Origin of the sequence: Campylobacter sp. P0085 (genome assembly GCF_002139495.1) — a bacterium.
Classification (GTDB): domain Bacteria; phylum Campylobacterota; class Campylobacteria; order Campylobacterales; family Campylobacteraceae; genus Campylobacter; species Campylobacter devanensis.
In genome coordinates, this window is sequence record NZ_MJKB01000017.1 from 1 (window position 1) to 669 (window position 669).

The window sequence follows — 669 nt, forward strand, 5'->3', positions numbered from 1 at the left end:
AATTCAAAGCTCTAACAAGTCCTGTAAAATTGTTTTAAATATTAAAACTTGATTGTGACTTTTAACAATGGTAATTTAAGTAACTTTACTTTTCAAAGCTAAATAAGATTAACTTGAAATGTGAGTGGAATTATACAATATTAATATTAAAATAAGCTTAAATATAAAACAATTTTCAAAAAATATTATAATTTTTTGAAAATTTGTACTAAAATCTAGTTAAATAATTAAAAATTTAATATTATTAAAAATTTTAATACAAAATGAAGCAATTTTAGGTAAATCAAAAAATATAAGAATATAGTATTTGAAAAATAGAAATTATAAATTTTAATCAAGCAACATTAGATTTTAAAAAATTTAAATAACAAAGATCTTGAGAATTACAAACATGATATGCCAATATGAAAAATAAAAACGGATAAAAATGAATAATGGTGGGCCTAACAAGACTTGAACTTGTGACCTCACCCTTATCAGGGGTGCACTCTAACCAGCTGAGCTATAGGCCCTTAATAACTACTTTTAAAAATCAATCTCTCAAACCTAAACAAGTGTGATTGAGACTCCTTTGAAGTGATAATTGTGAGATTATCACTTTGTACTCTAGAAAGGAGGTGATCCAACCGCAGGTTCTCCTACGGTTACCTTGTTACGACTTCACCCCAG

The 669-nt window shown here is 26.2% G+C and carries 1 tRNA gene and 1 rRNA gene; both read right to left on the bottom strand.

The window, feature by feature from the left end:
- Positions 1-435 precede the first annotated feature (435 nt).
- Positions 436-512, bottom strand: a tRNA-Ile gene (locus tag CIGNP85_RS08235).
- A gap of 98 nt (positions 513-610) precedes the next feature.
- Positions 611-669, bottom strand: a 16S ribosomal RNA gene (locus CIGNP85_RS08240); the annotation flags it as partial.